The 24,191-nt window shown below is 72.5% G+C and carries 25 protein-coding genes, 1 pseudogene and 1 riboswitch; of the genes and pseudogenes, 14 read left to right on the top strand and 12 right to left on the bottom strand.

From position 1 onward, the window contains the following. Both RUMESO_RS04865 and RUMESO_RS04860 read right to left on the bottom strand, forming a co-directional pair. Nucleotides 1-790 (bottom strand): AAA family ATPase (locus tag RUMESO_RS04865; RefSeq protein WP_037278496.1); only part of this gene is annotated, 790 nt, incomplete at its 3' end. 28 nt (nucleotides 791-818) lie between these two features. Then, entirely contained in the window at nucleotides 819-2,033 is a 1,215-nt protein-coding gene (locus RUMESO_RS04860; protein ID WP_342670723.1) for an SAM-dependent methyltransferase, read from the bottom strand. 115 nt (nucleotides 2,034-2,148) lie between these two features. Beyond that, nucleotides 2,149-2,370, top strand: a riboswitch (cobalamin riboswitch). Nucleotides 2,371-2,405: 35 nt separating this feature from the next. Here RUMESO_RS04860 and RUMESO_RS23935 point away from each other — a divergent pair. Both RUMESO_RS23935 and RUMESO_RS04855 read left to right on the top strand, forming a co-directional pair. After that, nucleotides 2,406-2,573, top strand: a complete 168-nt coding sequence (locus tag RUMESO_RS23935; protein WP_082483362.1) for a CbtB domain-containing protein — start codon at nucleotides 2,406-2,408, stop codon at nucleotides 2,571-2,573. Between the two features lie 13 nt (nucleotides 2,574-2,586). Then, a complete protein-coding gene (locus RUMESO_RS04855) occupies nucleotides 2,587-3,303 on the top strand; it encodes a CbtA family protein (RefSeq protein WP_037278494.1) in 717 nt (238 codons plus the stop codon). On the opposite strand, the gene RUMESO_RS04850 is transcribed toward RUMESO_RS04855, so the two are convergent. Then, complete coding sequence (locus RUMESO_RS04850) at nucleotides 3,300-3,611, bottom strand: DUF1636 family protein (protein ID WP_037278525.1); 312 nt, start codon at nucleotides 3,609-3,611, stop codon at nucleotides 3,300-3,302. The genes RUMESO_RS04855 and RUMESO_RS04850 overlap by 4 nt on opposite strands. Before the next feature lie 25 nt (nucleotides 3,612-3,636). Between RUMESO_RS04850 and cobW the strand changes: the two genes are divergently transcribed. Both cobW and RUMESO_RS04840 read left to right on the top strand, forming a co-directional pair. Next, the gene (gene cobW, locus RUMESO_RS04845) at nucleotides 3,637-4,656 is read left to right on the top strand and encodes a cobalamin biosynthesis protein CobW (RefSeq protein ID WP_037278492.1); all 1,020 of its coding nucleotides are present in this window, start codon (nucleotides 3,637-3,639) and stop codon (nucleotides 4,654-4,656) included. Continuing rightward, nucleotides 4,653-5,120 carry a GNAT family N-acetyltransferase gene (locus tag RUMESO_RS04840; RefSeq protein ID WP_037278490.1) on the top strand — a complete coding sequence of 156 codons (468 nt, stop codon included), beginning with the start codon at nucleotides 4,653-4,655 and terminating at the stop codon, nucleotides 5,118-5,120. The genes cobW and RUMESO_RS04840 overlap by 4 nt, the downstream gene beginning before the upstream one ends. 227 nt (nucleotides 5,121-5,347) lie before the next feature. Here RUMESO_RS04840 and RUMESO_RS25660 read toward each other — a convergent pair whose 3' ends face one another. Beyond that, nucleotides 5,348-5,524, bottom strand: a complete 177-nt coding sequence (locus tag RUMESO_RS25660) for a hypothetical protein (protein ID WP_037278488.1) — start codon at nucleotides 5,522-5,524, stop codon at nucleotides 5,348-5,350. Nucleotides 5,525-5,580: 56 nt separating this feature from the next. On the opposite strand from RUMESO_RS25660, the gene cobN reads away from it, so the two are divergent. From cobN to RUMESO_RS04815, 6 genes and pseudogenes are all read left to right on the top strand, one after another. After that, complete coding sequence (gene cobN, locus RUMESO_RS04830) at nucleotides 5,581-8,514, top strand: cobaltochelatase subunit CobN (protein WP_281177537.1); 2,934 nt, start codon at nucleotides 5,581-5,583, stop codon at nucleotides 8,512-8,514. Beyond that, complete coding sequence (locus RUMESO_RS27690; protein ID WP_281177536.1) at nucleotides 8,511-9,245, top strand: cobaltochelatase subunit CobN; 735 nt, start codon at nucleotides 8,511-8,513, stop codon at nucleotides 9,243-9,245. Before cobN ends, RUMESO_RS27690 begins: the two co-directional genes overlap by 4 nt. Continuing rightward, entirely contained in the window at nucleotides 9,242-9,682 is a 441-nt protein-coding gene (locus RUMESO_RS04825) for a GNAT family N-acetyltransferase (RefSeq protein ID WP_037278486.1), read from the top strand. The genes RUMESO_RS27690 and RUMESO_RS04825 overlap by 4 nt, the downstream gene beginning before the upstream one ends. Next, a pseudogene (locus tag RUMESO_RS28065) lies at nucleotides 9,679-10,062 on the top strand (GNAT family N-acetyltransferase); the annotation flags it as partial. The gene RUMESO_RS04825 and the pseudogene RUMESO_RS28065, both read left to right, overlap by 4 nt. A gap of 81 nt (nucleotides 10,063-10,143) precedes the next feature. After that, nucleotides 10,144-10,776 carry a cob(I)yrinic acid a,c-diamide adenosyltransferase gene (gene cobO / locus RUMESO_RS26130; protein WP_037278524.1) on the top strand — a complete coding sequence of 211 codons (633 nt, stop codon included), beginning with the start codon at nucleotides 10,144-10,146 and terminating at the stop codon, nucleotides 10,774-10,776. A 65-nt stretch (nucleotides 10,777-10,841) separates the two neighbouring features. Further along, nucleotides 10,842-11,270 carry an NUDIX domain-containing protein gene (locus RUMESO_RS04815; RefSeq protein WP_037278484.1) on the top strand — a complete coding sequence of 143 codons (429 nt, stop codon included), beginning with the start codon at nucleotides 10,842-10,844 and terminating at the stop codon, nucleotides 11,268-11,270. Nucleotides 11,271-11,292: 22 nt separating this feature from the next. Here RUMESO_RS04815 and RUMESO_RS04810 read toward each other — a convergent pair whose 3' ends face one another. The 3 genes from RUMESO_RS04810 to RUMESO_RS04800 form a co-directional block, all read right to left on the bottom strand. Beyond that, nucleotides 11,293-11,865: an NADPH-dependent FMN reductase gene (locus tag RUMESO_RS04810; protein ID WP_037278482.1), complete on the bottom strand. Its 573-nt coding sequence runs from the start codon at nucleotides 11,863-11,865 to the stop codon at nucleotides 11,293-11,295. A 296-nt stretch (nucleotides 11,866-12,161) separates the two neighbouring features. Continuing rightward, a complete protein-coding gene (locus RUMESO_RS04805) occupies nucleotides 12,162-13,820 on the bottom strand; it encodes a thiamine pyrophosphate-binding protein (RefSeq protein WP_037278480.1) in 1,659 nt (552 codons plus the stop codon). A gap of 561 nt (nucleotides 13,821-14,381) precedes the next feature. After that, nucleotides 14,382-15,371 (bottom strand): NAD(P)/FAD-dependent oxidoreductase, encoded by a 990-nt coding sequence (locus RUMESO_RS04800; RefSeq protein WP_037278478.1) that lies wholly within the window; start codon nucleotides 15,369-15,371, stop codon nucleotides 14,382-14,384. A gap of 50 nt (nucleotides 15,372-15,421) precedes the next feature. Here RUMESO_RS04800 and mnmC2 point away from each other — a divergent pair, with 50 nt between their 5' ends. Genes mnmC2 through RUMESO_RS04785 form a run of 3 tightly spaced genes read left to right on the top strand, consistent with a single transcriptional unit; the run spans nucleotide 15,422 to nucleotide 17,909 of the window. Beyond that, a complete protein-coding gene (gene mnmC2 / locus RUMESO_RS04795; RefSeq protein ID WP_037278476.1) occupies nucleotides 15,422-16,087 on the top strand; it encodes a tRNA (5-methylaminomethyl-2-thiouridine)(34)-methyltransferase MnmC2 in 666 nt (221 codons plus the stop codon). Beyond that, nucleotides 16,084-16,980 (top strand): DMT family transporter, encoded by an 897-nt coding sequence (locus RUMESO_RS04790; protein ID WP_037278473.1) that lies wholly within the window; start codon nucleotides 16,084-16,086, stop codon nucleotides 16,978-16,980. Before mnmC2 ends, RUMESO_RS04790 begins: the two co-directional genes overlap by 4 nt. Continuing rightward, a complete protein-coding gene (locus tag RUMESO_RS04785; RefSeq protein ID WP_037278471.1) occupies nucleotides 16,977-17,909 on the top strand; it encodes a 2-hydroxyacid dehydrogenase in 933 nt (310 codons plus the stop codon). Before RUMESO_RS04790 ends, RUMESO_RS04785 begins: the two co-directional genes overlap by 4 nt. A 116-nt stretch (nucleotides 17,910-18,025) precedes the next feature. On the opposite strand, the gene RUMESO_RS04780 is transcribed toward RUMESO_RS04785, so the two are convergent. From RUMESO_RS04780 to RUMESO_RS04765, 4 genes are all read right to left on the bottom strand, one after another. Then, nucleotides 18,026-18,778, bottom strand: a complete 753-nt coding sequence (locus RUMESO_RS04780) for a PRC-barrel domain-containing protein (protein WP_051521032.1) — start codon at nucleotides 18,776-18,778, stop codon at nucleotides 18,026-18,028. Between the two features lie 118 nt (nucleotides 18,779-18,896). Continuing rightward, nucleotides 18,897-19,865, bottom strand: a complete 969-nt coding sequence (gene denD / locus RUMESO_RS04775) for a D-erythronate dehydrogenase (protein ID WP_037278469.1) — start codon at nucleotides 19,863-19,865, stop codon at nucleotides 18,897-18,899. Nucleotides 19,866-19,867: 2 nt separating this feature from the next. After that, on the bottom strand, nucleotides 19,868-20,605 hold the full coding sequence (locus RUMESO_RS04770) for an SDR family oxidoreductase (protein WP_037278466.1): 738 nt from the start codon (nucleotides 20,603-20,605) through the stop codon (nucleotides 19,868-19,870). A gap of 55 nt (nucleotides 20,606-20,660) precedes the next feature. After that, a complete protein-coding gene (locus RUMESO_RS04765) occupies nucleotides 20,661-21,590 on the bottom strand; it encodes a glycosyltransferase family 2 protein (RefSeq protein WP_037278464.1) in 930 nt (309 codons plus the stop codon). A gap of 216 nt (nucleotides 21,591-21,806) precedes the next feature. Here RUMESO_RS04765 and RUMESO_RS04760 point away from each other — a divergent pair, with 216 nt between their 5' ends. Beyond that, nucleotides 21,807-23,402: a KpsE/RkpR family capsule polysaccharide export protein gene (locus RUMESO_RS04760; protein ID WP_245639149.1), complete on the top strand. Its 1,596-nt coding sequence runs from the start codon at nucleotides 21,807-21,809 to the stop codon at nucleotides 23,400-23,402. A gap of 72 nt (nucleotides 23,403-23,474) precedes the next feature. On the opposite strand, the gene efp is transcribed toward RUMESO_RS04760, so the two are convergent. Beyond that, nucleotides 23,475-24,041, bottom strand: coding sequence for an elongation factor P (efp, locus tag RUMESO_RS04755; RefSeq protein ID WP_037278462.1), 567 nt, complete (start codon nucleotides 24,039-24,041; stop codon nucleotides 23,475-23,477). Nucleotides 24,042-24,191 lie beyond the last annotated feature (150 nt).

Below are 24,191 nucleotides of genomic sequence, written 5' to 3'. Positions count from 1 at the left end.
CCTCCCGCGCCAGCGCCGCCCGCGCCGCCTCCTCCTCCGCCCGCGCGGCGAGACCCCCGCGAGTCCGCGCCGCCCCCTCCGCCGCCGCCAGCGCCTCCTCGGCCGCCGCCCAGCCGCGCCAGAGGAGCTGCCCCTCCGCCACCCGGATCGCCGCCGCGACCTCCCGGAACCGCTGGGCGTTCCGTGCCTGCCGCTCCAGACCCCGCAGCCGCTCGGCCAGCCCCGCCGTCACCTCCGCCACCCGCGCGAGGTTCGCCTCGGCCGCCGCCAGCCGCTGCGAGGCCTCTCCCCGCCGCGCCTGAAGCCCCGCGACGCCCGCCGCCTCCTCGATCACCCGCCGCCGGGCGTTGGGCTTCTGCCCGATCAGCTCCGAGATCTGTCCCTGCCGCACCAGCGCCGGCGACTGGGCACCCGAGGCCGCGTCCGCGAACATCACCTGGATATCCCGCGCCCGCGCCTCGCGCCCGCCCAGCCGATAGGCCGAGCCCCCGTCCCGCGCGATCCTCCGGACGAGCTCGGTCTCCTTCCCCTCCCTCTCGAAGGCGAGCGCCACCTCCGCCCAGGCCCGCGCGCCCCTCCGCGAGGTCCCGGCGAAGATCACGTCCTCCATCCCCGACCCACGCATCTGCGTGGGCCGCGTCTCCCCCATCACCCAGCGCAGGGCCTCGAGGAGGTTCGACTTCCCGCAGCCGTTGGGACCGACCACGCCGGTCAGCCCCGGCGCGATGCTCAGCTCGGTCGGGTCGGCGAAGCTCTTGAAGCCGTTGAGGCGCAGCCGGGTGAGGCGCATGGGGGCTCCGGTGGGATGCCCCCTTCTGTCAGCCCACCAGCCGGTTCGTCAATTCGTAGAGGTAATCCCGGGTGATCGGCACCGAATCGGCCTTCCGCGAGAGCTGGAACTGCCACACGTCCTGGTTCCCCCAGCGGAACGTCGCCTCCGAGGCCGCGAGGTAGAACTTCCACATCCGTACGAAGCGCGCGTCGTGCATGGCCTCCGCCTCCGCCGCCCGCGCGGTGAAGCGGTCGAACCAGTTCCGCAGCGTGTGCGCGTAATGGAGCCGCCAAGCTTCGAGGTCGCAGAGCCTGAGCCCCGCCCTCTCGATGGCGGGGGTGATCTCGGACAGCGCCGGGATGTAGCCGCCGGGAAAGATGTATTTCGTGATCCAGGGGTTCGTGGGCGACGGCGTGCCCGGGTTGCCGATGGTGTGGATCAGCGCCACCCCGTCCGGCGCGAGCCTGTCGTGCACCGCCTGGAAGTAGGTCCCGTAGTTCGGCCGCCCCACGTGCTCGAACATCCCGACCGACACCACCCGGTCGAAGGTCTCAGTCACCAGCCGGTAGTCCTGCAGCCGGAACTCGATCCGGTCCGAGAGCCCCGCCTCCTCCGCCCGCCGCCGCGCGACGGCGAGCTGCTCCTCCGACAGCGTGATCCCCACCACCTTCGCCCCGAAATCGCGCGCGAGGGTGAGCGCGAGGCCCCCCCAGCCGCAGCCGATGTCGAGCACGCGCATCCCCGGCCGGATCAGCAGCTTGCGGGCGATGTGCGCCTTCTTCTGCGCCTGCGCCTGCTCCAGCGTGTCGTCGGGCGTGCGGAAGTAGGCGCAGGAATACTGCTTGTCCGCGTCGAGGAAGAGGTCGTAGAGCGCCGGCGTCAGGTCGTAGTGCGCCGCCACGTTGGCCTTGGACCTCCGCAACCCGTTGATCTGCCGGAACCACCCGGTCATGTTCCCGATCGCCTGCCGCGCGCGGAACCAGCCGGCTTCCCTGGCCGCCGTGTTGGGCACCACCTGCGCCAGCACGCCGTGGAGGTCGTCGCCCTCGATCTCGATGGCGCCCTCCATGTAGCCCTCGCCGAGCGCGAGCTGCGGGTTCGTCACCAGCGCCCGGACGGTCGCCTCGTCCCGCAGGGCGACGACGGGCCCTTCCCCCGTCCCGTAGCGCCGGACCGTCCCGTCAGGATAGCGGACCGCCAGCCCGCCGCGGCGCATGAGCGACCGGAGCATCCGGTCCAGAAGTCCTTGCCAGATCGTCATCTTAGGCTCGTTCCGCTTCCCGTTCCCAGCATCCGCCCGCCGCCCGAGGCAAGTCAACGGCCGGTCGCGGCATCCGACATGTCGGAATCGCGCTTGACCCCCGGTCCCCCGGCGCGCAGAACGGACCGTGCATGGTTCCCCGACACCGCCCCAGGCGGCAGGGGACGAACAGGGAATGCGGAAGGACCCGACCCAGCCCGGGGGGACCCGCCCGCAGCCGCCCCCGCGACTGTCAGCGGAGAGCGCCCGTCAACGTGCCACTGGGCCCCAGGCCCGGGAAGGCGGCGAGGCGCAGCGATCCGCGAGCCAGGAGACCTGCCATGCGCGATGAAACGCCAACCCCGTCGGTGGGACGGGAGCAGGAGCCTACTTATGTTCTTCTCGATCGCGCGCGCCCGTTTCGACGCCGAGACCCTGTCCATCGCCTTCGCCGCCGTCCTCGGCCTGTCGCTGGTCTTCGTCGCGGGCTTCGCCAACGCGACGGTGATCCACGACACCGCGCACGACCAGCGGCACGCCATCGCCTTCCCCTGCCACTGACGCCCCCACGCCAGTGACATCGCGGATCCTGACCGGCGCGTTGATCGCCGGCCTCGCGGCGGGATTCCTCGCCGCGCTCCTCAACCTTTGGATGCTCACGCCGCTGATCCTCGAAGCCGAGGTCTTCGAGGGCGCCGCTGGCCACACCCACGCCGGCGAGGCCGAGACCCACACCCACGAGGACGGGACCGAGCACGCCCATGAGGCCACGGAAGAGCCCGGGGGCCTGGCCCGCACCTTCGGCACCGTGACGATGACGCTCGTCGCCTATGCGGGCTTCGGGCTCGTCCTCGGCGCCGCCATGTCCGCCGCCGCGCGGACCGGCCATCGCATCGATGCCCGCGCCGGCCTCCTTTGGGGCTTCGCGGGCTTCGCGGCGGTGCAGCTCGCCCCCGCCGTGGGCCTCCCGCCCGAGCTACCGGGCATGGAGGCCGCCGGCCTCGGCGCGCGGCAGGCCTGGTGGGTGCTCTGCGTGGGCTTCACGGCGCTGGGCCTCGCGGCGATGGCCTTCGGGCGCGGCCTGCCCTGGCTCGCGGTCGGGGCTGTGCTGATCCTGCTGCCCCACGCCTTCGGCGCGCCACAGCCGCCCACGCATGACGGCCTCGTCCCGCCCGGGCTCGCGGCCGCCTTCGCCACCCGCTCCCTCGGCGTGGCCGCGCTCTCCTGGGCCTTCCTGGGCGTCCTCTCCGGCGCCCTCTCCGAGCGGGCCCCCGCCCGCCGGACCGCCTAGGCCGGGATGCGCCCCCTCAGGCAGAATCGCAGGTTCCCGCAGGGCCGGGCATCCGCGACCTCGCCGCGGGGCGCATCCCGATACAGCGCCGCAAAGGCCACGACCTCCTCCGCCTGGGCCTCCGGGTCCACACCCGTGAAGAGGTACGTGGCCTTTCCCTCGCCCGTCACCGCCAGCGCGAGTGGCGCCGAGCAGGCGTTCAGGCACTCCACCAGCCGGACCGCGACGCCCTTTTCCCTCAGGTGATCCGCCAAGGCCCGGCCCGCCCCCTCGCGGCAGGTCGCGCAGACTGTTATGCGGTCGCCCAACGTCCCTCCTGACCCGGAGCCCACGATGCCCCAGAAGATTCCCGCCACCGTCATCACCGGCTTCCTCGGCAGCGGCAAGACGACGATGATCCGCCACCTCCTCGACAACGCGGAGGGCCGCCGCATCGCCCTCGTCATCAACGAGTTCGGCGAGACCGGGGTGGACGGCGACCTTCTCAAGGGCTGCTGCGCCGAGGACGACATCATCGAGCTGTCCAACGGCTGCATCTGCTGCACCGTCGCCGACGACTTCCTCCCCACCATGGAGAAGCTCCTCGCCCGCCCCGACAAGCCCGACCACATCGTCATCGAGACCTCCGGCCTCGCCCTCCCGCAGCCCCTCGTGCGCGCCTTCGCCTGGCCCGGCATCTCGACCCGCGTGACCGTGGACGGCGTGGTGACGGTCGTGGACGGCAAGGCCGTGGCCGAGGGCCGCTTCGCCGAGGACGAGAGCGCCATCGAGGCCCAGCGCCAATCGGACGACAGCATCGACCACGAGACGCCGCTCTCCGAGCTCTTCGAGGACCAGATCGCCTGCGCCGATATGATCGTCCTCAACAAGGCCGACCTCCTGAGCGGCACCGAGGCGGCTGATGTCGCCCGGCAACTCGCCGAGGAGGCCCGCCCCGGCGCCCGCGTCCTCGTCGCCCAGAAGGGCGCGCTGCCGCTCGACGTCATCCTCGGCATCAAGGCCGCCGCCGAGACCGACATGGAGACCCGCTCCGCCCCCCACCACGACAACGAGGAGGAGGGCCACGACCACGACGAGTTCGAGTCCTTCGTGCTCGACCTCCCCGAGGTCCCCGACGTCGCCGCCCTCACCCAGCGCCTCGCAAGCGCCATCGAAGCCCACGACATCCTCCGCCTCAAGGGCTTCGTCGCCGTCGCCGGCAAGCCCCTGCGCCTCACCGTCCAAGCCGCCGGCCCCCGGATCGAGACCTACTTCGACCGCCCCTGGGGCACCTCGCCCCGCGAATCGAAGCTCGTGGTGATCGGCGAGGCCGGCCTCGACCGCACCGCCATCGAGGAGGCCATCCGGGGATGACCCCGACGGTCCGCGAGATCACCGTCAGACTGGGCGACCCCTGCTCCGAGGAGGCCCGCCGCCTCCTCGGCCAAAGCCACGCGCTGCTCGCGTCGCTCTACCCGCCCGAGCACAACCACTACCTCTCGGTGGACGAGCTCGCGCAGCCCCACATCGACTTCTGGATCGCCGAGGCGGACGTCCAGCCCCTCGGCTGCGTCGCCCTCGCTAGGCTCGATGGCTACGGCGAGGTGAAGTCGATGTTCGTGGACCCCGCCGCGCGAGGTCGGGGCGTCGGCGCCGCCCTCATGGCCGCCCTTGAGCAGCGTGCCCACGCAACGGGCCTGCCCCTCCTCCGCCTCGAGACCGGCGACGACCTTCACGCCGCCCACCGCCTCTACCACCGCCACGGCTTTTCCGATTGCGGCCCCTTCGGCGACTACGAGGAGGGTCCCCACTCCGTCTTCATGGAGAAGCGGCTGTGACCGGACCCGTAGGGCGGGCTTCAGCCCGCCAGACCTCGCCGGCCATGGTCCTGCCAGCGGCCGATATTGCATGGCGGGCTGAAGCCCGCCCTACGGCGTCCCTGACGGGGCGCAACTCCACGAGGCGCCGTCATCGATCCGTAGGGTGCGCTTCAGCGCACCATGACCCGGCCATTGCCCGGAACGCGCGGCGCGCTGAAGCGCACCCTACTGCCGACGTGCGTCCCTCACTCCTGCCCAGCGTCCTTCCCCTTCTGCGCATTCGCCTTCATCCGTTCCAGCAGAGCCGCCTTGTCGTCCTTCTTCCCGAAGGGGTTCGCCGGGCCGCCGGGCTGGTTGTGCTCCCTGTGCCGGGGCTGGTTCTTCTGCGGCTTGCCACTCTTCTGCTTGCTGTAGTCGGCCATTCCTGCCTCTCCTTCGTGACCCGCTTGGGCCACCCATATAAGCCAGCCGCTACCTGATGCACCTCCTCGCCGCCACCCCCGGCGCGCTCGACACCGGAGCGCAGCCCGTCGATCCCCGCCAGACGCCCGCCGACCTCGTGGTCCTCTCGGCGGCCGACAGCGAGCTCGCCCTCCTCTCCGCCGCCCACGCCGACCTGGGCGAGGACTCCCCGAGCCTCCGCCTCTGGAGCCTCCAGAACCTCGCGCACCCGATGTCGGTGGACCTCCACCTCGCCCAATGCGCGTCCAGGTCGCGCATGGTCGTCGCCCGCATCCTCGGCGGCCAGAGCTACTGGCCCTACGGCCTCGCCCAATACTCCGCCGCGCTCCACGCGCGCGGCATCCCCTTCGTCGCCCTCCCCGGCGACGACAAGCCCGACGCCGAGCTCCGCGCCCTCTCCACCGTCTCCGACACCGACTACGCCGCCCTCTGGTCCCACCTCGTCGAGGGCGGCCTGGAGAACGCCCGCCGCTTCCTCCTCCATGCCCGCTCCATGCTCGACGGCACCGAGGCCCCGCCCCCGGCGAAGCCCCTCCTCAAGGCCGCCCCCTTCTGGCCCGGCCTCCCCGAGGCCGACCTCGCCACCATCCGCCAGCTCTGGACCGAGGGCGCCCCGGTCGTCCCCCTCGTCTTCTACCGCGCCCTGGTCCAGTCCGGCGCGACCGCCCCTGTGGCGCACCTGACCCGGGCCCTCCTCCGCCAGGGCCTCAACCCGCTGCCGATCTACGTCGCCTCCCTCAAGGACCCGCTCAGCCGCGCCACCCTCGCCGCGCTGTTCTCCGAGGCCCCGCCGACCGTCATCCTGAACGCCACCAGCTTCGCCGTCGGCACCCCGGAGAATCCCGGCGACAACCCCCTCGCCTCGCCGGAGGCCAACGCCGCCCCCGTCCTCCAGGTCGTCTTCTCCGGCTCGTCGGAGGAGCAGTGGGCCAGCGGCACGCGCGGCCTCTCCGCCACCGACATCGCCATGAACGTGGCGCTCCCGGAGATCGACGGCCGCCTCCTCACCCGCGCGGTGTCGTTCAAGGACGAGGCCCACTTCGACGACGCCACCCAGTGCCCCATCGTCACCTACGTCCCGAAGTCCGACCGCATCCGCTTCGTGGCCGACCTCGCCGCCAACTGGACCCGCCTCCGCACCACCCCCCCGAGTAACCGCAAGGTCGCCCTGGTCCTCGCCAACTACCCCAACAAGGATGGCCGCCTCGCCAACGGCGTGGGCCTCGACACCCCCGCCTCGACCGTCCACGCCCTCCGCCTGATGCGGGACGCGGGCTATGCCGTGGACGCCCCCGAGGACAGCGCCGCCCTCATGGCCCGCCTCCTCGCCGGCCCGACCAACTGGCTCCCCGACCGCAAGGACAAGCAGGGCGGAGAGCGCCTGCCCCTCGCCACCTACCGCGCCTGGTTCGACAGCCTCCCCTGGGAGACGCGCCTCCAGGTCACCGACCGCTGGGGCGCGCCCGAGGCCGACCCCTACCTCGACGGCGACTCCTTCGCCCTCTCCATCCACCGCTTCGGCCACGCCGTCGTCGGGCTGCAGCCGTCGCGCGGCTACGACATCGACCCCAAGGCGACCTACCACGCCCCCGACCTCGTCCCGCCGCACCACTACCTCGCCTTCTACCTCTGGCTCCGCGAGGAGTTCGGCGCCCACGCCCTGATCCACATGGGCAAGCACGGCAACCTCGAATGGCTTCCCGGCAAGGCCGTCGCCCTCTCCGCCGACTGCTGGCCCGAGATCGCCCTCGGCCCGCTCCCCCATCTCTACCCCTTCATCGTCAACGACCCCGGCGAGGGCACCCAGGCCAAGCGCCGCGCGCAGGCCGTCATCCTCGACCACCTGACGCCCCCGCTCACCCGCGCCGAGGCCTACGGCCCCCTGCGCGACCTCGAGGTGCTGCTGGACGAACTCGCGCAGGCCCAGTCCACCGACCCCCGCCGCGCGGATCACCTCAAGCGCGAGATCGTCACCACCGCCCAAGCCACCGGCATCGCCGCCGACGCCGGCCTTTCGGATCAAGGCGACATCCAGAAGCTCGACGCCTGGCTCTGCGACCTCAAGGAGGCACAGATCCGCGACGGCCTCCACATCTTCGGCCAGTCGCCCACCGACGATCAGGAACGCGACCTCGCGCTCGCCCTGGTCCGGGTCCCGCGCGGCGACAAGCCCTCGCTCCTCCGCGCTCTGGCGAGCGACATGGACCTAGGCTTCGACCCCCTCGACTGCGACATGGCCGAGCCCTGGACCGGCCCACGCCCCAAGGGCCTCTCAGCCATGTCCATCACCGAGCCCTGGCGCACCACCGGCGACACCGTCGAGCGTCTCGAATGGCTCTCCAGCCAGCTTCTCGCCAGCACGCGCGACCTCGACCACCGCTGGCCCAAGACCCGCCCGGTCATCGAGGAGTTGCACGGGAGCATCCTCCCGAACTTGCGTGCCTGCGGCCCCGCCGAGTCCGCCGCCCTCCTGACGGCGCTCGACGGCAAGGCCATCCCTCCCGGCCCGTCCGGCGCGCCGACCCGAGGTCGCCCCGACGTCCTCCCCACAGGGCGCAACTTCTTCTCCGTCGACGCCCGCGCGCTGCCCACCCCCGCCGCCTGGACCTTGGGGCGCGCCAGCGCCGAACTCCTCGTGGAGCGCCACCTGCAGGACCAAGGCGACTACCCCAAGTCGCTCCTCCTCACCGCCTGGGGGCACCGCCAACATGAGGACCGGGGGCGACGACATCGCCCAGGGCCTCGCTCTTATGGGGGTGAAACCCCAGTGGGAGCCCATGTCCAGCCGCGTCACCGGCTTCGAGGTCCTCCCCTCACCCTCCTCGGCCGCCCGAGGGTGGACGTCACCCTCCGCATCTCCGGCTTCTTCCGCGACGCCTTCCCGCAGCTCGTGGCCCTCTTCGACAGCGCCGCCCGAGCCGTCCAGGCCCTGGACGAGCCCGAGACATGAACCCCGCCGCCGCGAAGGCCCGGCAAGGCGAGTCCCAAAGCCGCGTCTACGGCTCCAAGCCCGGCGCCTACGGGGCCGGCCTCCAGGCTCTCATCGACGAGCGGGTCTGGTCCGACCGTGCCGACCTCGGCAACAGCTACCTCGACTGGGGCGGCTACGCCTACGGCGCCCACGCCGAGGGCAAGCCCGACCGCGACGGCTTCGCGACCCGCCTGAAACACGCCGACGCCGTCGTCCAGAACCAGGACAACCGCGAGCACGACCTGCTCGACTCGGACGACTACTACCAGTTCGAAGGCGGCGCCCTCGCCGCCATTGAGACGCTCAAGGGCCAGCCCGTCCCGGCCTACCACAACGACCACTCCCGCCCCGAGCGGCCCGTGATCCGCACCCTGGACGAGGAGGTCGCCCGCGTCCTGCGCTCGCGCGTCGTGAACCCCAAGTGGATCGCCGGCGTCATGCGCCACGGCTACAAGGGCGCCTTCGAGATCGCGGCGACGGTGGACTACCTCTTCGCCTTCGCCGCCACGACCCACGCCGTCCGCAACCACCACTTCGACGCGGTGGAGCAGGCCTTCCTGGAGGACGACGCCGTCCGCGACTTCATCCGGGACAACAACCCGAGCGCCCTGCGCGAGATCGCCCAGCGGCTGTCCGAGGCCATCGACCGCGGTCTCTGGACCCCTCGCTCGAACTCCGCCCGCGCCCGGCTCGAGGAGCTTTCCGCATGACCGTCGAGATCCGCCCCGCCCCCTCCGACATCTCGGCGGCCCGCGACCGCATCCTCGCCGTGATCTTCGAGCAGGCCCGCGACGCCGCCCTCCCCTTCACGCCCAAGGAACTCGCCTTGGAGGCCTGGGACGGCGACCGCTGGCTTGGCGGCCTCACCGCCCGCATCACCCAGCGCTGGATGTTCCTCCACCTCCTCGGCGTCGCCAGGCACGCCCAGGGCACCGGCGTCGGCAGCAGGCTCATGCAGGCCGCCGAGGACGAGGCCCGCGCCCGCGACCTCATCGGCCTCTGGCTCGACACCTACAGCTTCCAGGCCCCCGGCTTCTACGCGAAGCTCGGCTACGAGGAGGTCGGCCGCATCCCCGACTATCCGCCTGGCCAGGCCCGCATCTTCCTCGCCAAGCGCCTCGACGGCCGCCCGGTCCAGGCCCCATGACCCCGCGCCGCCTCCTCCCGACCGACCCCGCCCTCCCGCAGGTCCTCTCCCTGATCCGCACGGCCTTCGCCGAGCTGGAGAGCGTCATCGACCCGCCCTCCTCCATGCACCTGATGACCGAGACCGACGTCCTGCGCCTCGCCACGGACGGCGAGGTCTGGACCATCGGCGACCCCCTCGCCGCCGTCATCATCCTGACCCCCGAGGAGGGCGGCCTCTACGCCGGCCGCCTCTCCGTCCACCCCGACCACCGCCGCCGGGGCCACGCCCGCGCCCTCCTGCGCCTCGCCGAGGCCCGCGCCAAGGCCCTGGACAAGCCCCGCGTCACCCTCGGCTGCCGGGTGGAGCTCACGCAGAACCACGCCCTCTTCCGCTCCGAGGGCTACGTCGAAACCCACACCAGGACGCACGAGGGCTACGACCGCCCCACCTCCGTCTGGTTCGAGAAGCGAGTGACCCCCATGACCGACGCGACCCCCGAGGCCCCCGAGCACGACGACGCCCGCCACGCCGCGAAGATGGCCAAGAAAAAGGCCGCCCGCGACAAGATCATGTCCACCAAGACCGAGGAGAAGGGCCTCGTCATCGTCCACACCGGCAAGGGCAAGGGAAAATCCTCCGCCGCCTTCGGCATGATCTTCCGCTGCATCGCCCACGACATGCACTGCGCGGTCGTCCAGTTCATCAAGGGCGCCATGTCCACCGGCGAGCGCGACCTCATCCAGGCCCACTTCGCCGACCTCTGCGAGTTCCACACCATGGGCGAGGGCTTCACCTGGGAGACGCAGGACCGCGCCCGCGACGTGGCCGCCGCCACCCGCGCCTGGGACAAGGCCAAGGAGCTGATCCGCGACCCCGCGAACCGCATGGTCCTCCTCGACGAGATCAACATCGCGCTGCGCTACGACTACATCCCGCTCGACGACGTGCTGGCCTTCCTCGCCGCCGAGAAGCCCCCCACCACCCATGTCGTCCTCACGGGCCGCAACGCCGCCGAGCGCCTGATCGAGCAGGCCGACCTCGTGACCGAGATGGAGCTCGTCAAGCACCCCTTCCGCTCCGGCGTGAAGGCTCAGGCGGGGGTGGAGTTCTGAGCTCGCCCGCGCCGCGCCCGCGCGGCGCCGTTAGGCGGGCCGCCGCGCTCGCGCTCCGGGCGGCGATGTCCTCCTTCCAGGCCAGTCGCCGCGCCGTCTGGTTCGTCACCCGTCCCCTCTCGCCCGGCGCCCACGCCGTCCCCCTGACCGCCGGTGGCGAGCTTGTCCTCGTCCGCCTCACCTATGCGCGCGGCTGGCGCCTGCCCGGAGGCGGCCTCAAGCGCGGCGAGGACGCCCAGGCCGCCGCCCTGCGCGAGCTGCGCGAGGAGATCGGCCTCTTCCGTCACGGCGCCGTCACATGGATCGGCGAGTTCCACCATAGGCCCGACTTCCGCCGGGGCATCGCCCAGGTCTTCCTCGTCAGGGACGTCGCCTACGCCCCGCCCGCTTGGTCCCTCGAGATCGCGGAGGTCCGCGCCTTTCCGCTCTCCGCCTTGCCCGACCTGCCCGAGGTCACGGCCGCGCAGCTTCGCATGGCGGGCCTCCTGCCGTGACCCGCCCGCAGGTCGCCCCCGCTCACGCCGACCGGGGCAGCGCCGTGTAGACCCGGCCGATGAAGTCGCTGAACTCCTGCATGTAGTTGGTCAGGAAGTCGCGAGTGGAGGCGTCGCTCACCTCGCCGTCCTCCGAGATCAGGTCCGGGGTGAACTGGATGTAGGCCTCAATGGCGTTCATCATGGGCGAGTTGCAGAAGCTCAGGATGCTCTTGAGGTGCTGCTGGCCCACGGCGGTGCCGATCTTGCCGGGCGAGGTGCCGATGATGCCGCTCGGCTTGCGGGTGAAGGAGTTCTGCCCCCAGGGCCGGCTCGCCCAGTCGATGGCGTTCTTGAGCCCTCCGGGGATCGAGCGGTTGTACTCCGGCGTCACGAAGAGCACCGCGTCCACCGCCGCGATGGCCGCCTTGAACTCCCGCGCGACCGGCGGATAGTCCGCGTCGTAGTCGTAGCTGTAGAGCGGCAGCGACCCGAACGGGATCTCCCGCATCTCCAGGCTGTCGGGCGCGAGGCGCACCAGCGCCTTGGCGAGCCGCCGGTTGATCGAGGCCTTGGCGAGGCTTCCGACGAAATAGCCGACCGAGAAGTTGGACATGGCTCGTCCTCCCATGGGGAATCGGGGAAGCGCGCCCCGCCCCCACGGCCCCACGATGGGCGCCTCGGGACGGGCGCCGGCGCAGGACCGGACCGGCCTGCTCGCCGATAGACCTAGGGCCCCCGGGAGGGGCGGCCAATGCGGGCGGGCGCTCGATCCCCCAGGCCCCGAGGAATCTGCCCTCGGGGATCGGGAACGTTCCCAGGCACGGCCGCCCGAGCGCGGGCGGGGCGAAGCCCCCCGCGAGGTCCTATGCGTCCCTCGCCGCCCCGGACGGTCGGGGTCGCCCGCCTGCGTCAGCCCCGCGCCTTCATCCCCTGCGCCCGCGCCGCGCTCAGCGTCTGCGACGGCGTCAGCGCCTCCGAATCCACGCGGCACTCGAGGATCGCCACCGTCCCCCACTCCCGCGCCCGAAGGAACGCGTGGGGGAACTCCTCCATCCGCGTCACGACCTCCCCGTAGCCGCCATAGGCCCTGGCCAGCGCGGCATAGTCCGGGTTGGCGAGGTCCGTCCCCGAGACCCGCCCCGGATAGGTCCGCTCCTGGTGCATCCGGATCGTCCCGTAGCGGCCGTTGTTCATCACGATCACGACCGGCTTCGCGCCGAACTGCACGGCGGTGCTCAACTCGTTCAGCGTCATCTGGAAGTCGCCGTCGCCCGCCACGCAGACCACGCAGCGGTCCGGGCATTCCAGCGAGGCCGCCACCGCCGCCGGGAAGCCGTAGCCCATCGACCCGGAGGTCGGCGCGAGCTGCGTCCGATACCCCTTGTAAGTGAAGTAGCGGTGCAGGAAGGCGGCGAAGTTCCCCGCCCCGTTGGTCAGGATCGCGTCCTCGGGCAGGTTCGCGGAGAGCCAGGCGATCACTTGCTCCTGCTTGACGGTGCCCGGCGTTTCCTGCGGCGTGCGCCACCATTCGTAGTCGGCGCGCGCGCCCTTCACCCACTCGCCCCAGTCGCCCCCCGCGCCGTTCAGTTGCGCCAGCGCCGCCACGAAGTCCGGCGCCCTCGCCGCCACGGCAAGCTCCGTTCCCCAGACCCGCCCCGGCTCGTCCGCGTCGGGATGGACATGGACGATGCGCTTCCCGTGCCCCCGGGGGTCCAGAAGCGTATACCCCTGCGTCTCGATGTCCCCGAGCCGCGTGCCCAGCAGCAGCAGCGCATCCGCCTCCCGCAGCCGCTTGGCGAGGCGCGGGTTCACCCCCACGTTCAGGTCGCCGACGTAGTTCGGGTGCCGGTTGTCCATGTAGTCCTGCCGCCGGAACCCCGCCGCGACCGGCAGGCCCTGCGCCTCCGCGAACCGCACTAGGTCCGCCCCGGCCTCGGCCGACCAGTGCGGCCCGCCGACGACGACCAGTGGCCGCTCGGCGCCCCGCAGCACCTCCATCGCCTCCCGCGCCGCGCCCGACCAGTCGGGCCCCAGCGTGGGCCCGGCGGGTGCGCGGTCCGGCACCTCGGCCTCCTCGTTCAGCACGTCCTCCGGCAGCGACAGCACCACCGGCCCTGGCCGCCCGGAGGTCGCGACCCGGAAGGCCCGCGCGACGTATTCCGGGATGCGCTCGGTCGTCTCGATCTCGGCCGCCCACTTGGCGAGGGGGCCGAACATCGCGCGGAAGTCCACCTCCTGGAAGGCCTCGCGGTCGCGGTGCCCTTGGTCGATCTGCCCGATGAACAGGATCATGGGCGTCGAATCCTGCCGCGCGACGTGCACGCCCGCCGCCGCGTTGGTCGCCCCGGGCCCGCGCGTCACGAAGCAGATGCCGGGCTCGCCGGTCATCTTGCCCTGCGCCTCGGCCATCATCGCGGCCCCGCCCTCCTGCCGGCAAACGACGTTCCGGATGCCCGATTCGTGCAACCCGTCCAGCACCGCGAGGAAGCTCTCCCCCGGGACAGAGAACACCCGTCCCACGCCATGGAGCCGAAGCTGGTCCGCGAGAATCTGTCCACCGTGCCGCATGAAGGGTCCCCCTTTTCCGTCGCGGCGCACCTTGGTCCAGAGGGCCGGGAGCCTCAAGGGATGACGCGGAGGCGCCGGATGGAGCCGTCGTGCGGGCTCCGCCCCTGCGCGCGCGGCGCGACTCCCCCGGGACATTTGCGGCCAGGTAAGGGAGCAGGGGGTCATCCCCCTCGGCACGAGCCCGAAGGGGGCCTTTACCTGGCACGGTCATCGTTCCTCGCTGACGATCCTCCACCGGAGGATCGTCCGGGCGCTCGTCACCCCCGCCTGTACCGTGCGATCAGTATGGCAGAAGAAGATTGACGAAGCGTTACCTTATCTGGCGCCCAAATGATCCGGGGGGTCGCGCCTCGCGTGGCGGGGGCAGCGCCCCCTCCCAGCGCGTAAACCCTTTCTTAACCATCTTCTGCGAAACACCGAATCACCCCGCGCAGGGCAGGCATCGCGCGGGACATCGACGAACGGCCGCCCCGGGACGAAGCCCGCGCCAGAAAGGCCGGGCCGGCGGCCGCGTCACCCAAGGGCCCCCCGCGCGGCGAAGCCGCCGGGGGGCCGAGCGCCTCAGGCCCGGAATGCCGCCGTGATCGCGTCCCGCCCCTCCAGCACCAGGTCCGCCATCCACCGCCCTGCCAGCGGCGCCATCCCGAAGCCCGTGCGGAACCCCCCGTTCGCCACGAAGGCCCCCGACTCGTCCCGCCCGAGCCACAACTGCCCCGTGGCCGCCCGGGGCCGCACCGCCGCCCAGCGCTCGACCACCGGGGCCTCCCCCAGCGCCGGCACCAGCGCCCGAGCCTTGGCGATCACCGCCTCCAGCTTCTCGTCCGTGCCGGTCGGGTCGCTCCACTCCTTCTCCGCCGTGGACCCCACCGCCACGGTCCCATCCGCGTGCGGCACCACATAGACCCCGCCCGCGTAGACCTGCGGCTCCGCCTCGACCCCCGGCAGCCGCAGCACCGCCGCCTGCCCCTTCACCCCCGCGCCGCCCAGGCCCGCCACCCCGGTCGCGAGGATCACCGCTCCTTCCTCCGCGCCGTCGCGCACCACCTCCCCGCCCTTCGCCCGGATCGCCGCCACCAGCGCCGAGAGTCCCCGTCGGGGCGCCACCCGCGCCGCCAGCGTGTCCCGCACCCGGACGCCCGAGGCCGACACCGGCCCCCAGCCCTCCGCGACCGGCTCGACGCGCCACTCCCCCGAGCCGCCCCACAGCTCCCGCGCCGCCACCTCCCGCCGCCGCGCCGCCTCCAGCCCCTTCTCGTCCGCCATCGGCATCAGCCGCCCCGTCCGTGCATAGCCAGGGTCCTCCTCCCCGGCCTCCCGCACACGCGCCCAGAACCCCTCCTGCATCCGCAACGATTCCAACTGCGCCGCCTTCCCCTCGTCCCAGCCCTCCGGCGCGTGCGGCGACAGCGCCCCCATCACCCCGCCGCTCGCCCCCGCGCCCACGCCGAAGGGGTCCACCACGCGCACCCGCGCGCCCCTCTCCGCGCAGCTCCACGCGCAGGCGAGCCCCAGCACCCCGGCCCCCCGCACGGTCACGTCGATCCTTGCCATTCCCGCCCCCTCGACCCATACCCGGCGCCGACCTTCAACCACGCGCGCCCATGCCGGACCAGACCGCCCAGATCGACTGGCGCGACGCCACCCCCGTCTCGCGCCGCTTCGACGACCCCTACTTCTCCCTCCAGGGGGGGCTCGAGGAGACGCGCCACGTCTTCCTCGCCGGAAACGGACTGCCCGCCCGCTTCCGCCCCGGGTTCTCCATCCTCGAATTGGGATTCGGCACCGGCCTCAACTTCCTCGTGACCCTCCGGGCCCACCGCGCCACGAACCCCGGCCCCCTCGCCTACACGAGCTTCGAAGCCTTCCCGATGTCGCCCGAGGACCGCGCCCGCGCCCTCTCGGCCTTCCCCGAGATCGCCCCGGAGGCCGCCGAGCTCACGCAGGCCCTCCGCGCCCCCGGCCCCTGGACCTTCGGCGACGTGACCCTCCGGATCGTCGAGGGCGACGCAAGAGAAACCCTTCCCGCCTGGGAGAGCCGGGCCGACGCCGCCTACCTCGACGGCTTCTCCCCCGCCAGGAACCCCGAGATGTGGGAGCCCGCGCTCCTCCAGGCCGTCGCACGGCGCCTGAAGCCCGGCGGCACCCTCGCCACCTACAGCGCCGCCGGCCACGTCCGCCGCGCCCTCGCCGACGCCGGCCTCGCGGTCGAACGCCGCCCCGGCTTCGGCACCAAGCGCCACATGTCCGTTGCAAAGGCTCCCGCATGACCGTCGCCATCGCCCAGCGCAACGATCCCCGCCTCGGCATCGCCCTGATGGCGCTGACCTCCTTCGTCTTCTCCGCGCAGGACGGCCTCTCGCGCCACCTCGCCGAGGCGACCAACGTCTACATGGTCGTGATGATCCGCTTCTGGTTCTTCGCGGGCTTCGTGATCCTCCTGGGCCGCGCGCAGCAGGGCTCGATCCGCGCCGCCGCCGCGACCTCGCAGCCCTTCGTCCAGATCTTCCGCGCCGTGCTCCTCGTGGCCGAGATCTGCGTGACGGTCTACGGCTTCACCCTCCTGGGCCTAGCGCAGAGCCACGCCCTCTTCGCCGCCTGCCCCCTCATCATCGCCGCCCTCTCCGGCCCCGTGCTGGGCGAGAAGGTCGGCTGGCGCCGCTGGGCCGCGATCGGCGTGGGCTTCCTGGGCATCGTCGTGATCCTGCGCCCGGGGGTCGCCGTCTTCGACCTCGCCGCCGTGGTGCCGCTGATCGGCGCCGCCATGTTCGCGCTCTACAGCCTGCTCACCCGCCTCGTCTCCCGCCGGGACAGCGCGGCGACCAGCTTCTTCTGGACGGGCGTCGGCGGCGCCGTCGCCATGACCTTCGTGGGCCTGCCGATGTGGGAGCCGATGTCCCCCGCCGACTGGGCCATGATGGCGGTCCTCTGCATGACCGGCGTGCTCGGCCACTGGCTCCTCATCAAGACCTACGAGGTCGCCGAGGCCGCCATCGTCCAGCCCTTCGCCTACCTCCAGCTCGTCTTCGCCTCCGCCATCGGCGTCACCGTGTTCCACGAGACGCTGCACACGACCACCGTGATCGGCGGCGGCATCGTGGTCGCCGCCGGCCTTTTCACCCTCTGGCGCGAGCGCGTCCGTCGGCTCAAGGAGTCCGCATGATCCCCGCCGTCCTCGTCCTCCAGCCCCTGAGCCCCGCCCGGCAGTCCGAGCTCGAGGCCGCCTGCGAGGTCCACCGCCTCGACCTCTCCGACGAGCCCGACCTGCTCCTCGACCGCTTCGGGCCCCGCATCGAGGCGGTCGTCACCGATGGCCACAAGGGCCTGACCGCCGCGCAGATCGGGCGCCTCCCCAACCTCCGCCTCGTGGCCTCCGGCTCGGCCGGCCTCGAAGGCATCGACCGCGCCGCCCTCAAGGCCCGCGACATCCCCCTCACCAACCCCGCCGTCGCCCTGGCCGAGGAGGTCGCCGACGTCGCGCTCATGCTCCTCCTCGCCGGCTGGAAGGCCCTCCCCGCACTCGACGCCCACGTCCGCACCGGCGCCTGGGCCAATGGGGAATTCCCCCTCGGCCGCGCCCTCCAGGGCCGGACGCTTGGCATCCTCGGCCTCGGCACCATCGGCAGCGCCGTGGCGAAGCGCGCCGAGTCCTTCGGCCTCCGCATCGCCTACACCACCCGCACCCCGCGCGAGGTCCCCTACGAGCACGAGCCCTCCCTCTTCCGCCTTGCGGAGCGGTCGGACATCCTCGTGGTCATCGTTCCCGGCGGCCCCGAGACGGCGAAGATGGTGAACGCCGAGGTCCTCGACGCCCTCGGCCCCGAGGGCCTCCTCGTCAACGTCGCGCGCGGCAGCATCGTGGACGAGCCCGCCCTGATCGAGGCCCTCGCCACGGGCCGCCTCGGCGGAGCCGCCCTCGACGTGATGTGGAACGAGCCCCGACCCGACCCGCGCCTCACCGGGCTCCCCAACGTCGTCCTCACCCCCCACGTCGGCAGCGCCACGCGGGAGACCCGCGACGCCATGTCCGCGAACGTGCTGGCGAACCTTCGCGCGCACTTCGCGGGGGAGCCGCTGGTGAGCGAGGTCTGACGCATCGCGAGGGCGCGGCTCCGTCCCGGCGCGCGCCCCCCCTCCCGAAGCCGTTCGCGATCCCGGGCCGGCTCGCGAGTGGGCGGCCCTCGGGGGGACCGCCCGGCCCGGTCGCCTCAGTCCTCGGCCAGGCGATCCTCCTCGAAGGGTTGCCGCCCCTCGACCTCGGTCCGGTCATAGGGCAGGTCGTAGTAGCCCGTCCCCGGCATCCAGCCGACGCTGTAGGGGTAGGCATAGGCGCCCGGCGTCCCCCAGGTCACGTCCGGGCTCACCACCACGGCCTCGATCCGCCCGTCGCGCAGGATCGCGTCCTCGACATAGCCGTAGTTGGCCAGGCTCCCGCCGTCGAGCAGCCGCGCATAGTCGCCGACCAGATCCGTCGCCCGCCAGACCCGTGGCCCGGTCCCCACCACGCCGGCGTTGTCGCCGCTCACCTGCTGGACCTCCTGCACGTCCCCGAGGCTCACGACCGCGTCCGAGAACAGCGTGTAGTCCCTCACCGACTCCTCGGTGACCGGCACGCGCACCTCGTCCCCGCCGTCCATCACCTCCACCTGATCCCAGGGGATGCTCACATGGGTGTCGCCGAGCTCCAGGAACCCGCCGATCTCGGCCACCACGGCCAGCGCCTGCCCGTCCGGCCCGAAGAGCACGTTCTCCACGTCGCCGATGTCCTCGTCGCCCTCCGGCCCGATGACCTCGGCCCCGATCAGCTCGTCGAGGCTGATGCCGGTGGCATAGAGCTCGTCCTGGTTCCACTCCGCGAGGGGCACGACCTGCGCCTCGACGACAGGCTCCTGCTGCGCGAGGGCCGCTGACGGCAGCGCGAGGGCGACAGGGGCCAGGAGAAATCGAAGGGGAATACGCATGAAAGCGCCTCCTTTATGTCTGGGTCCAATGGGTTGCGTGAAGGCACAACGCCTCCCGGCAGCGAACCGAAGCCGCGCCTCGCGTCCCCGTGAAGGCCCGACAGCAACCGGGAAGAACTCAGCCCGGCACCCGTCTCCTCAACTCGTCCTCGATATGCACCCGGAGGATCTCCCCGAAGCTCCCCTCCGCCTCGAACCCCAGCTCCTGTCCGCGCTTCGCCTCGAAGGCCTTCGCCCAGGTCGAGACGATCGCCCAGACCGCCGGGTCCGGCCGCTCCTCGATGAGCTGGACCGCCTTGTCCCCCGCCACCTCCCGCAGCGCCTCGATTTCCTCGCCCACGCTGACCGCGACCCCCGGAGGGATCACCGCCCGCCGCCCGCCCAGCGCCCCCGTGTCCATCGTCGCCGCATGGAGCACGAACCCCACCGCCGCGCGGGGCGAGGCCATCGTGTGCACCACGTCCCGCGGCACCGGCAGCACGGCGGGCAGCCCCACCAGCGGCTCCCGCACGATGCCCGAGAAGAACCCGCTCGCCGCCCGGTTGGGCTTGCCGGGCCGCACGCAGATCGTCGGGAACCGCAGCGACACCCCGTCGAGGAATCCCCGCCGCGACCAGTCGTTCACCAGCGCCTCGCTGATGAGCTTCTGCGTCCCATAGGACGTCAGCGGCTGCGGCGCGAGGTCGTCCGGGATCACGTCCGGGAACGGCGCCCCGAACACCGCCTCCGTGGAGGCGAAGACGAAGCGCGGATGCAGCCCCGCCCCCCGCACCGCCTCCAGAAGCGCCCGCGTCCCGTCGAGGTTGACCCGATACCCCTTCTCGAAATCCGCCTCGGCCTCACCGGACACCACGCCGGCCAGATGCACGATCACGTCCGGCCGGTGCGCGACCAGCGCCTCCACCGCGCCCGGGGCGGACAGGTCCCCCTCCAGCGCTGTCACGCCCGGCCCCTCGGTCCCAGGCCGCACCACGTCGTGCAGCACCAGCGCCTCCAGGCGCCTCCCCCCCAGATGCCCGTCCCGCACCAGCCGCTCCGCGACCTTGCGCCCGATCATCCCGGCCGCGCCGGTGATGAGAATCCGCATCCTCAGCCCCTCCCCACCAGCGGCATCTTCGTCGCCATCACCGTCATCGTCAGCACGTTGGCCGAGAGCGGCAGCCCCGCCATGTAGAGCACCGCGTCCGCCACCGCCCGCACGTCCATCACCGGCTCCGCCCGGATGCTCAGGTCCGCCTGCGGCACGCCCACGGTCATCGCCTGCGCCATCTCGGTCAGCGCGTTGCCGATGTCGATCTGCCCGCAGGCGATGTCCCAGGGCCGCCCGTCCAGCGCCAGTGACTTCGTCAGCCCCGTGATCGCGTGCTTGGTCGCCGTGTAGGCCACCGACCCCGGCCGGGGCGCCTGCGCGCTCACCGAACCGTTGTTGATGATCCGCCCCCCCGGAGGGCTCTGCCGCCGCATCTGCCCGAACGCCGCCCGCGCGCAGAGGAAGCTCCCCGTCAGGTTCACCGCCACCACGTCCAGCCATTCCTCCACCGGCGTCTCGTCGATGGTCGCCGCCTTGAACCCCCGCCCGGCGTTGTTGAACAGCAGGTCCAGTCGCCCCCACTCCTGCACGACCCGCGCCACCGCCGCCTCGACCTGCGCGGCATCGGTCACGTCGCAGGGCAGCGCGAGGCCGCCCCCCGCCTCGGCCACGGCCTCCCGCAGCGGCGCCTCCCGCCGCCCCACGAAGCCCACGCGCCAGCCCGCGCCCACGAGCGCCCGCGCCACTGCCCGCCCGATCCCGGTCCCCGCCCCGGTGACGATCGCCACGCCTGCCATGAGAATCCTCCCTGTCCGGGGCGACCCTACCCCGCCCGGCCCGGAGGTCCAGCGCCTACATCCACCCCAGCGCCGCCATCGCCGCCAGGATCGCGTCGCCCCGCCGCGACTGCCGGTGGATGCCCGCCGCCCGCAGCGCCCGCGCCCGCGCGACGCCCCGCGTCCCCGACCGGATCGCCTGGAACCGCCCGAGCAGCGCCCGCGCCTCCGGCGTCAGCACCTCGCCCGCGGCCTCCAGCGCCCGGCCGTTCCGGTCGGCCCAGTCGTTCCAGACCCCGCCCCGCAGCGCCTGCAACCGCGCGAGCGCCCCCCGCGCGTCGCGGTGCGCGCCCATGTGGTTCCCCTCGTGCTGGCGGTAGAGCACCCCCGGCTCCGGGTCGATCGCGATCCGCGCCCCCGCGCCCGAGGCGACCAGATACACCCACCAGTCATGGTGCCGCACGCCCGCCCCCAGCGCCGCCGGCACCGTCCGCCGCAGCAGCCGCAGCGCCGCCCCGTCGAGGATCAGCGTGTTCCCCGCCAGGATGTTCTGCACCAGCGCGTTGGCGAAGACCGGCTCGCGCCGGTGGTCGATGGAGGGGCCGAGCGGCTCCAGGTCCTCCGTCACCCGGATCGTCCGGCTCGCATAGACCGTGGGCCGCCCGTCCCCCTGCCCGAGCCACGAGAGCCCCCGCTCCAGCCGGTGCGGCAGCCACACGTCGTCCTGGTCCGCGAGCGCCACGATCCCCTCGGGCAGCTCGGCCCGAGCCATCAGGCTCAGGAAGTTCGCGGCGCTCCCCCGCCTCGGCCCCTCGAACAGGTGCACCCGCCCCGGCCGCGCCGCCGCGTAATCGGCGAGGATCGGCCCCGTGCCGTCCGTGGACCCGTCGTCCGAGACCCAGAGCGACCAGTCCCCGTGCGTCTGGGCCTCGAAGGACGCCAACTGCTCGCGCAGATGGGCGGCGCCGTTCCAGGTCGCCATCAGGACATGGACATGCGGCGCCATCGCCCCCGCTCCCTCCCCGGCCCCGCGCCCGGCTCGACCTCCGCGCCCCTGGCGGAGGCGGCGTCATCGTGCCGTCTGGCCTTCCGTCCCGGGCCTATGTAGAAATGGCCCCCGAAGTGCAACCCGATCCGACGGCGCGGCCCCCGCCGCCGGCTCGTTCCGCGTCCTGGGGGCGCCGCCGGGCCACCGACCCCTTTCCCAAGCTGTCAGGTTCTCATGAGCGCACCCGCCGACACGCCTCCTCCCCGCGACGGCAAGTCCCCCGAGGCCGCCCCCGCCCCCGACCACGTCGGCCCCGCCGAGACCCCGGTCCTCTCTCTCGAGGACCGCAAGGCCGAGCGTCAGCGCCAGCGCGCGGCCGAGATCGGCGACATCTCGCCCCAGCAGGCCAAGCTCCTCCGCATGGAGGCCCGGCGCCAGAGCGGCAACCGGATCCGCAACGGCCGGACCCGCGCGCCCGACCCGCTGCTGGCCCCCGGCGGCGAGGTTCCGCCCCTTCCGCAGGTCGCCGCCCCCTCGGCCCCCGCCCCGGTCCCGCCCTCGGCTCCGGCCGTCGCGCCGGTCGGGCCCGTGCGCCGCGACATGGACGACGACGACGGCTTCCAGCCGCGCCCCGGCGCCCGGCTGACGAACCCGCTGCGCCGTCCCGCCCGTGCCGCCCGGGCGCGGGCCCGCCACTGGGGCGTGCTGGTGACCTTCCTCCTCCTCGTGGTGCTGCCGACCGGCGTCACCGCCTGGTACCTCTGGGAACGCGCCTCCCCGCGCTACGCCTCGTCCGTCGGCTTCTCCGTCCGCACCGAGGAGGCCGCCTCGGCCGCGTCCCTTCTGGGCGGCCTGGTGGGCATGGGCGGCAACTCCTCCTCCTCGGACACCGACATCCTTTACCGCTACATCCAGAGCCAGGAGATCGTGGAGAAGATCGACGCCAGGCTCGACCTCCGCGGCCTCTGGGCCAAGGGCGACCCCGACTGCGACCCGATCTTCGCCTATCACTCCCCCGGCACCATCGAAGACCTCGTCGGCTACTGGCAGGGCATGGTGGCGGTTTACAACGACAGCTCCACCGGCCTCCTCGACGTCGAGGTGCAGGCCTTCACCCCGGAGGACGCCCAGGCCATCTCCCAGGCGATCTTCGAGGAGTCGCAGCGCCTCATCAACCAGCTCTCGGACATCGCCCAGTCCGACAAGACCCGCCTCGCCCGCGAGGAGCTCGACGAATCCATCGAACGTCTCAAGGACGCCCGCGCGGCCCTGACGCAATTCCGCAACGTCAACCAGCTCGTCGACCCCGAGGCCAACCTCCAGACCCAGATGGGCCTGCTGGGCCGGCTCCAGGACCAGCTCGCCCAGGCCCTGATCGAGCTCGACCTCCTGCGCGAGAGCGCCGCCGACGACGACCCCCGGGTCGGGCAGGCCATGGACCGCGTGGACGTGATCCAGGCCCGCATCGCCGACGAGCGCGCCAACCTCGGCCTCGGCCGCGGCACCTCGACCGAGGGCGACCCCGACGCCGCCCCCGAGGATGCCTCGGGCGGCACGGCCTTCGCCGACCTCGTGGGCGACTACGAGAAGCTCCAGGTCGATCAGGAGTTCGCGCAGAGGGCCTATATCGCGGCCATGGCCTCCTACGACGGCGCCCTTGCCGAGAGCCGCCAGCAGAGCCGCTACCTCGCCGCCCACGTCGAGCCCACGCTCGCCCAGCGCGCCGAGTATCCCCAGCGCTGGGAGCTCACGCTGCTGACCGCGCTCTTCGCGTCGCTGGCCTGGATGATGCTCACGCTCGCCGCCTACGCCTTCCGCGACCGCCGCTGAGCCTCCTCACCGCCCCGAAACGCGAAGGGCGCCCCGAGGGGCGCCCTTCGTCCGTTCGCGGGGGGTGGGGCCTCAATCCTGCGCCCGGCTCACGTAGGAGTTGTCCTCGGTGTTGATGATGACCCGGGTCCCCACGCCGATATGCGGCGGCACCATGATCCGGAGCCCGTTCCCCGCCATCGCCGGCTTGTAAGAGGACGACGCCGTCTGCCCCTTCACCACCGGCTCGGTCTCGACGATCTCCACGGTGATCTTCTGCGGATACTCGATCCCCACCGCGACGCCCTCGTAGGTCTTGAGGAAGACGCGCATCCCCTCCTGCAGGTAGACCTTGTCGTCCCCGATCAGGTCGGCGCCCACGGTCACCTGCTCGTAGGACTCGGGCTGCATGAAGTGGAAGCCCTCGCCGTCCTCGTAGAGGAAGTCGTATTCCCGCTCGTCCACGTTGACGCGCTCGACCTGCTCGACGGTGCGCCAGCGCTCCGAGACCTTGACGCCGTCCGACAGGCGACGCAGGTCCGCCGAGGTGGTGGGCGTCCCCTTGCCGGGGTGGAAGTTCGACACGGTCAGCACGGCATAGAGCTTGCCGTCGATCTCGAGCACGTTGCCCTTGCGGAGGGAGGAGGCGATGACTTTCACGGGTCTGATCCTTGGATGGCGACGAATTCGGCCCCGCGCGGGGACCAGCCGACCCGCCGGGGAATCGTCGTGACCCCACCGCCCGGGACGCATCAGGCGGCCCCCTAGCGCATCTTGCCTTCATCCGCCAGAGGAGCCCCGCATGACCGC

This window comes from Rubellimicrobium mesophilum DSM 19309 (genome assembly GCF_000600335.2).
GTDB lineage: Bacteria > Pseudomonadota > Alphaproteobacteria > Rhodobacterales > Rhodobacteraceae > Rubellimicrobium > Rubellimicrobium mesophilum.
The sequence above is the reverse complement of the archived record's forward strand: the minus strand, read 5'-3'. Positions and strand labels throughout refer to the sequence as shown.

Coding starts and splice junctions, on each gene's coding strand:
- cobW (WP_037278492.1), top strand. CDS start 3,637: ATGCCCCAGAAGATTCCCGCCACCGTCATCACCGGCTTCCTCGGCAGC.
- RUMESO_RS04780 (WP_051521032.1), bottom strand. CDS start 18,778: ATGCGTATTCCCCTTCGATTTCTCCTGGCCCCTGTCGCCCTCGCGCTG.
- RUMESO_RS04860 (WP_342670723.1), bottom strand. CDS start 2,033: ATGACGATCTGGCAAGGACTTCTGGACCGGATGCTCCGGTCGCTCATG.
- mnmC2 (WP_037278476.1), top strand. CDS start 15,422: ATGCCGGACCAGACCGCCCAGATCGACTGGCGCGACGCCACCCCCGTC.
- RUMESO_RS04840 (WP_037278490.1), top strand. CDS start 4,653: ATGACCCCGACGGTCCGCGAGATCACCGTCAGACTGGGCGACCCCTGC.
- RUMESO_RS23935 (WP_082483362.1), top strand. CDS start 2,406: ATGTTCTTCTCGATCGCGCGCGCCCGTTTCGACGCCGAGACCCTGTCC.
- RUMESO_RS25660 (WP_037278488.1), bottom strand. CDS start 5,524: ATGGCCGACTACAGCAAGCAGAAGAGTGGCAAGCCGCAGAAGAACCAG.
- RUMESO_RS04815 (WP_037278484.1), top strand. CDS start 10,842: ATGTCCTCCTTCCAGGCCAGTCGCCGCGCCGTCTGGTTCGTCACCCGT.
- RUMESO_RS04810 (WP_037278482.1), bottom strand. CDS start 11,865: ATGTCCAACTTCTCGGTCGGCTATTTCGTCGGAAGCCTCGCCAAGGCC.
- cobO (WP_037278524.1), top strand. CDS start 10,144: ATGACCGACGCGACCCCCGAGGCCCCCGAGCACGACGACGCCCGCCAC.
- RUMESO_RS04765 (WP_037278464.1), bottom strand. CDS start 21,590: ATGGCGCCGCATGTCCATGTCCTGATGGCGACCTGGAACGGCGCCGCC.
- RUMESO_RS04825 (WP_037278486.1), top strand. CDS start 9,242: ATGACCGTCGAGATCCGCCCCGCCCCCTCCGACATCTCGGCGGCCCGC.
- denD (WP_037278469.1), bottom strand. CDS start 19,865: ATGCGGATTCTCATCACCGGCGCGGCCGGGATGATCGGGCGCAAGGTC.
- RUMESO_RS04785 (WP_037278471.1), top strand. CDS start 16,977: ATGATCCCCGCCGTCCTCGTCCTCCAGCCCCTGAGCCCCGCCCGGCAG.
- RUMESO_RS04800 (WP_037278478.1), bottom strand. CDS start 15,371: ATGGCAAGGATCGACGTGACCGTGCGGGGGGCCGGGGTGCTGGGGCTC.
- RUMESO_RS04760 (WP_245639149.1), top strand. CDS start 21,807: ATGAGCGCACCCGCCGACACGCCTCCTCCCCGCGACGGCAAGTCCCCC.
- RUMESO_RS04770 (WP_037278466.1), bottom strand. CDS start 20,605: ATGGCAGGCGTGGCGATCGTCACCGGGGCGGGGACCGGGATCGGGCGG.
- RUMESO_RS04805 (WP_037278480.1), bottom strand. CDS start 13,820: ATGCGGCACGGTGGACAGATTCTCGCGGACCAGCTTCGGCTCCATGGC.
- RUMESO_RS27690 (WP_281177536.1), top strand. CDS start 8,511: ATGAACCCCGCCGCCGCGAAGGCCCGGCAAGGCGAGTCCCAAAGCCGC.
- cobN (WP_281177537.1), top strand. CDS start 5,581: ATGCACCTCCTCGCCGCCACCCCCGGCGCGCTCGACACCGGAGCGCAG.
- RUMESO_RS04790 (WP_037278473.1), top strand. CDS start 16,084: ATGACCGTCGCCATCGCCCAGCGCAACGATCCCCGCCTCGGCATCGCC.